Origin of the sequence: Pantoea sp. CTOTU50773, assembly GCF_032082325.1 — a bacterium.
GTDB classification, from domain to species: domain Bacteria; phylum Pseudomonadota; class Gammaproteobacteria; order Enterobacterales; family Enterobacteriaceae; genus Pantoea; species Pantoea communis.
This window is the reverse complement of the sequence record NZ_DAMDQC010000042.1, coordinates 24,532-31,300: the sequence shown is the minus strand read 5'-3', so window position 1 is coordinate 31,300 and position 6,769 is coordinate 24,532. Positions and strand designations below refer to the sequence as shown.

The window sequence follows — 6,769 nt, the reverse complement described above, 5'->3', positions numbered from 1 at the left end:
CCACATCCAGTTTGAATCCTCGGCGTGCCAGTTTTTCAGCGACTGCGTCTGGCTCATTACGCAGCAGATTGGGATCGAGCATGCTTATCCTGTGTAATTAAGGTTGGTTGAACGAATGAAGGGATGCATCCCACTGGAATGCATTGAAATACTTGCTCACCTTACCGTAAGGCGTTTATCAGCGGTAGCGTTTTATCGGGCTATTTTGATCCTGTTCAGCCAACCAGGCGAGTTTTTCGCCGATTTTCCCTTCAAGCCCCCGATTGGTGGGTTGATAGTAGCGCGTTTGCGCCATTTCAGGTGGGAAGAACACCTCTCCGGCAGCGTAAGCATTGGGTTCGTCATGTGCATAACGATACTCTTTGCCCAGCCCCATCTCTTTCATTAATTTGGTGGGCGCATTGCGCAGGTGCTCTGGCACATCATAATCCGGGAATTCTCGTGCGTCGCGCATGGCCGCCTTGAACGCCGTGTAAACCGCATTACTTTTGGGCGCGCAGGCCAGATAGACGATCGCCTGTGCGATGGCGCGCTCACCTTCTGCAGGCCCGACGCGAGTGAAACAGTCCCACGCTGAGATAGCGACCTGCATGCCGCGCGGATCGGCATTGCCCACATCTTCAGAAGCGATCGCCAGTAAACGGCGTGCAACATATAACGGGTCGCCGCCGGCTGTAATAATGCGGGCATACCAATACAGGGCGGCATCTGGCGCCGAACCGCGCACGGATTTATGCAGCGCCGAAATCAGATCGTAGAAACGATCGCCTTTATTATCAAAACGCGCCGCCCTTTCTCCCGAGACTTCATTCAGCAGCTGTGGCGTCAGCTCACGCTGACCTTGCGCGTTGCTCTCTGCCATATCCGCCATCATTTCCAGCGTATTCAGCGCACGACGTGCATCGCCGTTAACCAACTCAGCAATCATGCGCCGGGTGTTTTCTGGGAGCAGAATGTCGCTGTTACCGTAACCCCGCGCACTATCCTCCATCGCCTGGGTGAGCACCTGTTCAATATCTTCCGTGGTGAGCGATTTCAGCAGATAGACACGAGCACGCGATAGCAGTGCCGAGTTGAGTTCAAACGATGGATTCTCGGTGGTCGCACCGATAAAGGTAATGGTGCCATCTTCAATATGGGGCAGGAATGCATCCTGCTGGCTTTTATTAAAACGATGAACCTCATCCACAAACAGGATGGTACGGCGGCCCAGTTGACGATTCTGCCGCGCGCGCTCGATGGCTTCACGGATCTCTTTCACGCCGGATGTCACGGCAGAAATTCGCTCGACATCCGCCTTGCCATAGTGCGCAATGATCTCTGCCAGTGTTGTTTTCCCTGTTCCTGGCGGCCCCCACAAAATCATTGAGTGCAAATGCCCGGCTTCAATCGCGCGCGGCAGCGGTTTACCCGCCGCCAGCAGATGCTGTTGCCCGATATACTGCTGCAATGTGCCTGGCCGCATACGCGCGGCCAGCGGCTGGAACTCATTTGAAGAGGCGAAATCCAGGGACAGGTTACTCACCGCGACCTCACTGACGTTGATCGTCCACCGTTACCCCTTTTGGCGGTGTAAAGGTGAACTTATCTGGGCTAATCGCACCGTTTTTCTGGCTCTTCAGCTGATAATCACTGTGTTGACCATCTTGCTCAATCGCACTGAATTTGTTGATGGTGCCGGATGCAGAGACGTTGATGGTGAATTGCTTCAGGTTGCCATCGCTGCTTTTTGGCGTCAGTTCGAAATTATCACCCTGCTGCTTGATGTTGTACTGCTGCCAGTCGCTTGGCTGATTTCGGGCAATCAGCATGAATGGCGTATTGCTGGTGGCGTTCTGCAGCAGGCTAACGCTGGCTTGCTCGACGAACGGATTATAGAACCACAGGTTTTTACCGTCGGAGATAATCACGCTTTCGTCTGGCGCGGTCATATGCCAGTTGAATAAGCTTGGGCGTTTAACCCACAGCTCACCTTCACCATCCTGTACATTTGCACCGCTGCCATCTGTCACTTTCTGGCTAAAGCTGGCATGGAAGCTGTTCACTTTGTTCAGACGCTGCTGCAAATCGCTCGACGCATCCGCCAATACCGACGAAGAAACAAAACCGGCCAGCAGGCCGCAGGCAATAACGCGTAATTTCATCTGATTCGATTCCTTATTCATGGTTTCCCGACACTTACTGCATTAAACGTAGTTGCCGCTCTGTCTGTTCGACAGAAGAAAAAGCCGAAAGCTCCCAACGATATGGGGATCGTTCTGCAGATAAACAACGGGCCAGTGTTAACTGGCCCAGAAGTAAGTCATGGCGTGCGCTAGATTACATCTCATGCGGCGGCGGTGATAGCACCTCGCGGTTACCATTATGGCCCGGTTCAGAGACAATACCCTGCGCTTCCATCTGTTCAATGATGCGCGCTGCACGGTTGTAACCAATACGGAACTGACGCTGAACCCCGGAGATAGAGGCGCGACGTTTCTCGACCACAAATGAGACCGCCTGATCGAACAGCGGATCAAGCTCTTCATCACCATCAAGACCGCCCGCTGTGCTCTCGCTCTCTTCACCCGCGGTAATGCTGTCGATGTATTGCGGACGTCCACGTGCTTTCCAGTCCTGCACCACCGCATGCACTTCCTGATCGCGCACGAAGGCGCCGTGGACACGCACCGGCATTGAGGAGTTAGGCGGCATGTACAGCATGTCACCCATCCCCAGCAGTGATTCCGCGCCGCCTTGATCAAGAATAGTACGTGAGTCAATTTTACTGGACACCGTAAAGGCGATACGCGTTGGGATGTTGGCTTTGATCAAGCCGGTAATCACATCCACCGACGGACGCTGGGTTGCCAGCACCAGGTGAATACCCGCCGCACGCGCTTTCTGTGCCAGGCGAGCAATCAACTCTTCAACTTTCTTGCCCACCGCCATCATCAGATCGGCGAATTCATCGACCAACACCACGATATACGGCAGTTTTTCCAGCACTGGCGGCGTAGTGTCCATGCTGTCACCCGGCTTCCAGAACGGGTCTGGAATTGGACGCCCCATGGCAGCAGCCTGCTCAATTTTCTCGTTGTAACCGGCAAGATTACGCACGCCTAGCGCAGACATCAGTTTATAGCGGCGTTCCATCTCACCCACACTCCAGCGCAGCGCGTTCGCTGCATCTTTCATGTCGGTGACCACCTCAGTCAGCAAATGCGGAATGCCTTCGTAGACGGAGAGCTCCAGCATTTTCGGGTCGATCATGATAAAGCGCACTTCTTCTGGTGTGGCTTTATACAGCATGCTGATGATCATGGTGTTCACACCAACCGACTTACCGGAACCGGTCGTACCGGCAACCAGCAGATGCGGCATCTTCGCCAGATCGGCCACCACCGGCTGGCCCGAAATGTCTTTACCCAGCACCACTGACAACGGTGACGGGTTATCACGGAACTTGTCGCAATCCAGCACTTCGCGCAGATACACGGTTTGGCGATGTTTGTTCGGTAATTCCAGGCCGACGTAAGGTTTGCCTGGAATCACTTCCACCACACGCACCGCGACGGCAGAGAGCGAACGGGCCAAATCGCGCGACAGGTTAGAGATACGTGCGGCTTTCACGCCAGGAGCGAGATCCAGCTCAAAGCGGGTGATAACCGGGCCAGGCGAGATGCCCACCACCTCAGCTTTCACACGATAATCGGCCAGACGCGCTTCAACCAGACGTGCTGTCTGCTCAAGCGCGAACATATCCACCGGTTCCTCTTCCGAAGGTGGAGAGGTCAGCAAATCAAGCGTCGGCAGCGGCGTAGAAGGCTTTTCCAGCGGACGTTCATGACGAACCAGGAACGGATGGAACAGGCTATCTTGCGCAGGTGCGACCGGTTGAGGCGCTTCTGCTGGCGCAGCATAGCTTTCGGTCTCGGGTGATGACCATGGACTATTGTGCTCATTCAGCGATGGCATGGCTTCCGGCTGCGGTGCTGCAGGTTGTTGCCACTGCGCAGGTGCTTCAGATTGCGGTGCGGCAGGCTGCTGCCACTGCGAAGGCGCTTCAGGTTGCGGTGCGACAGGCTGCTGCCATTGCGCAGGCGCTTCCGGCTCAGGCGTGGCAGCGATGGTAAACAATGGCTCGCTTGGGCCGTCATCAACCAAATCTTTCATCGGCGAAAAATCAAAGGCTGATGAAGTATCAAGGTTAAATACTGGACCTTCATTGGTATCAGATTGCTGATAGCGTTGTTGCTGCTGAGCGGCAAACTGATTAGCCAACTGCGCCTGATGTAAAGCCTCTTCATCTTCTTCGACTTGATGCTGTCCGGTCTCTGCATAGCGCTGCTGTTGCTGAGACGCAAACGCTTCACGCAGTTGGGCTTCCTGCAACGCGGCATCCTCTTCATGATCCTGTAACGGTTCATGATAGGTCGCGGTCATTTCAGGCAGTTGCTGTTCAGCTTCTTCGCGCGCTTTGTCTTCAGCCATACGCTGTGACGGCAACTTAATGCCGTAAGAAGCCAGTTCACGACGTGTTGGCAGTTTAACTTTGTTCGGACGCGGCAATTCAGGGCCAATACCCTGCTTCACCTGCGGGTTGTAATCGCGCTCCGGCACCACATCGAAAGCGGGTGTATACGCAGAAGCCGTTTTCGCTGCAGCTGCCCCCACTGCTGCGGCTGCCGCAGTGTTCAGAGAAGCAGATGATTGAGCGGCATCCTGCCAGTTCCCCATGCGTGGCCCTTCATCGTCATCAACGGGTGAAAACGCTGAAGGTGCAGGTTCGCCCGGAACTTCAAAGCGATACAGCGGCGGTGCGGGTTGAATAACCGGTTCAGGCGCAGGCGGTACCGCAACAGGTGCTTCTGCCGCTCGCACTTCCGGGGTATGAACAACAGGTGCCGCTTCGGCTGGTGCATTGAACACGGGGGAAGGCACAACTGGCGCCTGGTGTGCTGCTTCGGCGGTCACAGCAATGGCTGCAGCTGTCGCGGCACTGGCTTTGGCTAGCAGAGGATCATCCGGCAGCTGTTCGGCGATAGGCTCAGCCACCTTACGCGGCTTAGCCAGTAGAACGTCATCATCGTCATCATGCGATTGCGCAGCAAGCAGTTGAGGCGCAGCATGTTCGGCATGCTCTTCCTCTTCTTCGTACTCATCTTCTTCCTGCCAGGGTTCGTCATGACGAGAGCGGTTGCTGGCGAAGGTCAGCACGCCCATCACCACGCTCCCGATTTTTTCGGCGATCGTCAGCCACGACCAGCCTGTGTACAGGGTTATGCCTGCCGCCCAGACGCAGATCAGCGTTAAAGTACCGCCGGCAGAACTAAACCAGGGTGCCATCGCATTACTGACGAGGCTGCCAATCACACCGCCCGAAGCAAAGTACCAGATGTCATCGACGTTCAGCGCGGCTAAACCACAAGTGGTCACCACCAGCGCCAGCACGCCAATCAGGCGTAAGCCCACCGCAAAGTAATCGATGTAATCCTGGCGATCGCGCTGACGGAATGTAATCCAGCACAAACCAATGATGACCGGAGGTATGGCATACGCCATCACGCCGAAAATGAATAAGAGCGTATCCGCCAGCCATGCGCCGACACTACCACCCAAATTATGGATCGGTTCATGCCAGGCGGTCTGAGACCAGCTGGGATCGGAAGGGTTGAAGCTAACCAGCGACACCATCAAATAGATGGCGAACAGGGCCACAAGGATGAGCAACGCTTCCAGCAGCCTGCGTCCACTGCTCAGCGGTTGTAACGAAACGTCTTTATCTTCTGTATATTCCTGGCTCAAGAGAACTCTCCAGGTGCCTGTAAATTAAGAAGGCAACAGCGCCGGGCAAGCCCGACGCTGGTCCTGTATGAATTCACAGGAGTGTACCGAATTCCTGCAAGTTTTGCACCTGCCCTGCATTACCGGGTTTTGATCACCAGACGATTGCTCTGTTTGACCTCTTCCATCACCACGTAAGTACGGGTGTCGTTAACGCCCGGCAGGCGCAGCAAGGTTTCACCCAAAAGCTTACGGTAGGCGGACATGTCCGGTACACGGGTTTTCAACAGGTAGTCAAAGTCACCGGAAACGAGGTGACACTCTTGAGTTTCCTCAAGTTTTTGCACAGCGGCGTTAAATTGTTCAAACACATCTGGCGCACCACGATTCAGAGTAATCTCAACGAATACCAGCAGTGAAGCATCCAGATAATGTGGGTTCAGTTGTGCGGTGTAACCCAAAATGAAGCCCTGACGTTCCAGGCGACGCACACGCTCAAGACACGGCGTAGGTGATAAGCCAACACGTTTTGAAAGCTCAACATTAGAAATACGGCCGTCTTTTTGCAATTCATTCAGAATGTTTCTGTCGATACGGTCCAGATCTTTTCCGGGGCGTTTCTTATTGTCTACCATTATTATTGTCTCTCTTAATTCCTTCCCTTTACCTGCCACACCCTGAAAACGCTCATTGTTCAGGGCCTTACTGAAGTGAAGACGATAAGTCTGTGCAGTAATGCTTCCATCCGTATGACGCATGTTGTCTGTCCACATCATGCGTCATTACCAATGTCAGACTGAGTTTATCCGGCAAAAACGTGCAAAACAGAAATGAAATTCTGTTTTGAACCGCTAAATATTCTCCGCTTCTGGTAATGTTTTCGCAAAACAGCAGGCGATTGTCAAAGTAAAACATCCAAATTCAGTACAAGATGCCAGATAGAGTTCTGGGTTGCTGTTTTTAAATGAGAATTTTTATGCTGCTGCATCAAAATTTGCCGAGC

The 6,769-nt window shown here is 53.9% G+C and carries 5 protein-coding genes; all 5 read right to left on the bottom strand.

All coding sequences use genetic code 11. From position 1 onward, the window contains the following. Window positions 1-82: hypothetical protein (locus RT340_RS09210; RefSeq protein WP_161928932.1), on the bottom strand; the 82-nt coding region annotated here is incomplete at its 3' end. A gap of 96 nt (window positions 83-178) precedes the next feature. After that, on the bottom strand, window positions 179-1,525 hold the full coding sequence (locus RT340_RS09205) for a replication-associated recombination protein A (RefSeq protein WP_097119330.1): 1,347 nt from the start codon (window positions 1,523-1,525) through the stop codon (window positions 179-181). A 7-nt stretch (window positions 1,526-1,532) separates the two neighbouring features. Beyond that, complete coding sequence (gene lolA, locus RT340_RS09200; protein ID WP_034820613.1) at window positions 1,533-2,144, bottom strand: outer membrane lipoprotein chaperone LolA; 612 nt, start codon at window positions 2,142-2,144, stop codon at window positions 1,533-1,535. Between the two features lie 175 nt (window positions 2,145-2,319). Next, window positions 2,320-5,787, bottom strand: a complete 3,468-nt coding sequence (locus RT340_RS09195) for a DNA translocase FtsK 4TM domain-containing protein (protein ID WP_211728162.1) — start codon at window positions 5,785-5,787, stop codon at window positions 2,320-2,322. 119 nt (window positions 5,788-5,906) lie between these two features. Further along, on the bottom strand, window positions 5,907-6,401 hold the full coding sequence (lrp, locus tag RT340_RS09190; RefSeq protein WP_006118610.1) for a leucine-responsive transcriptional regulator Lrp: 495 nt from the start codon (window positions 6,399-6,401) through the stop codon (window positions 5,907-5,909). Between the last annotated feature and the right edge of the window lie 368 nt (window positions 6,402-6,769).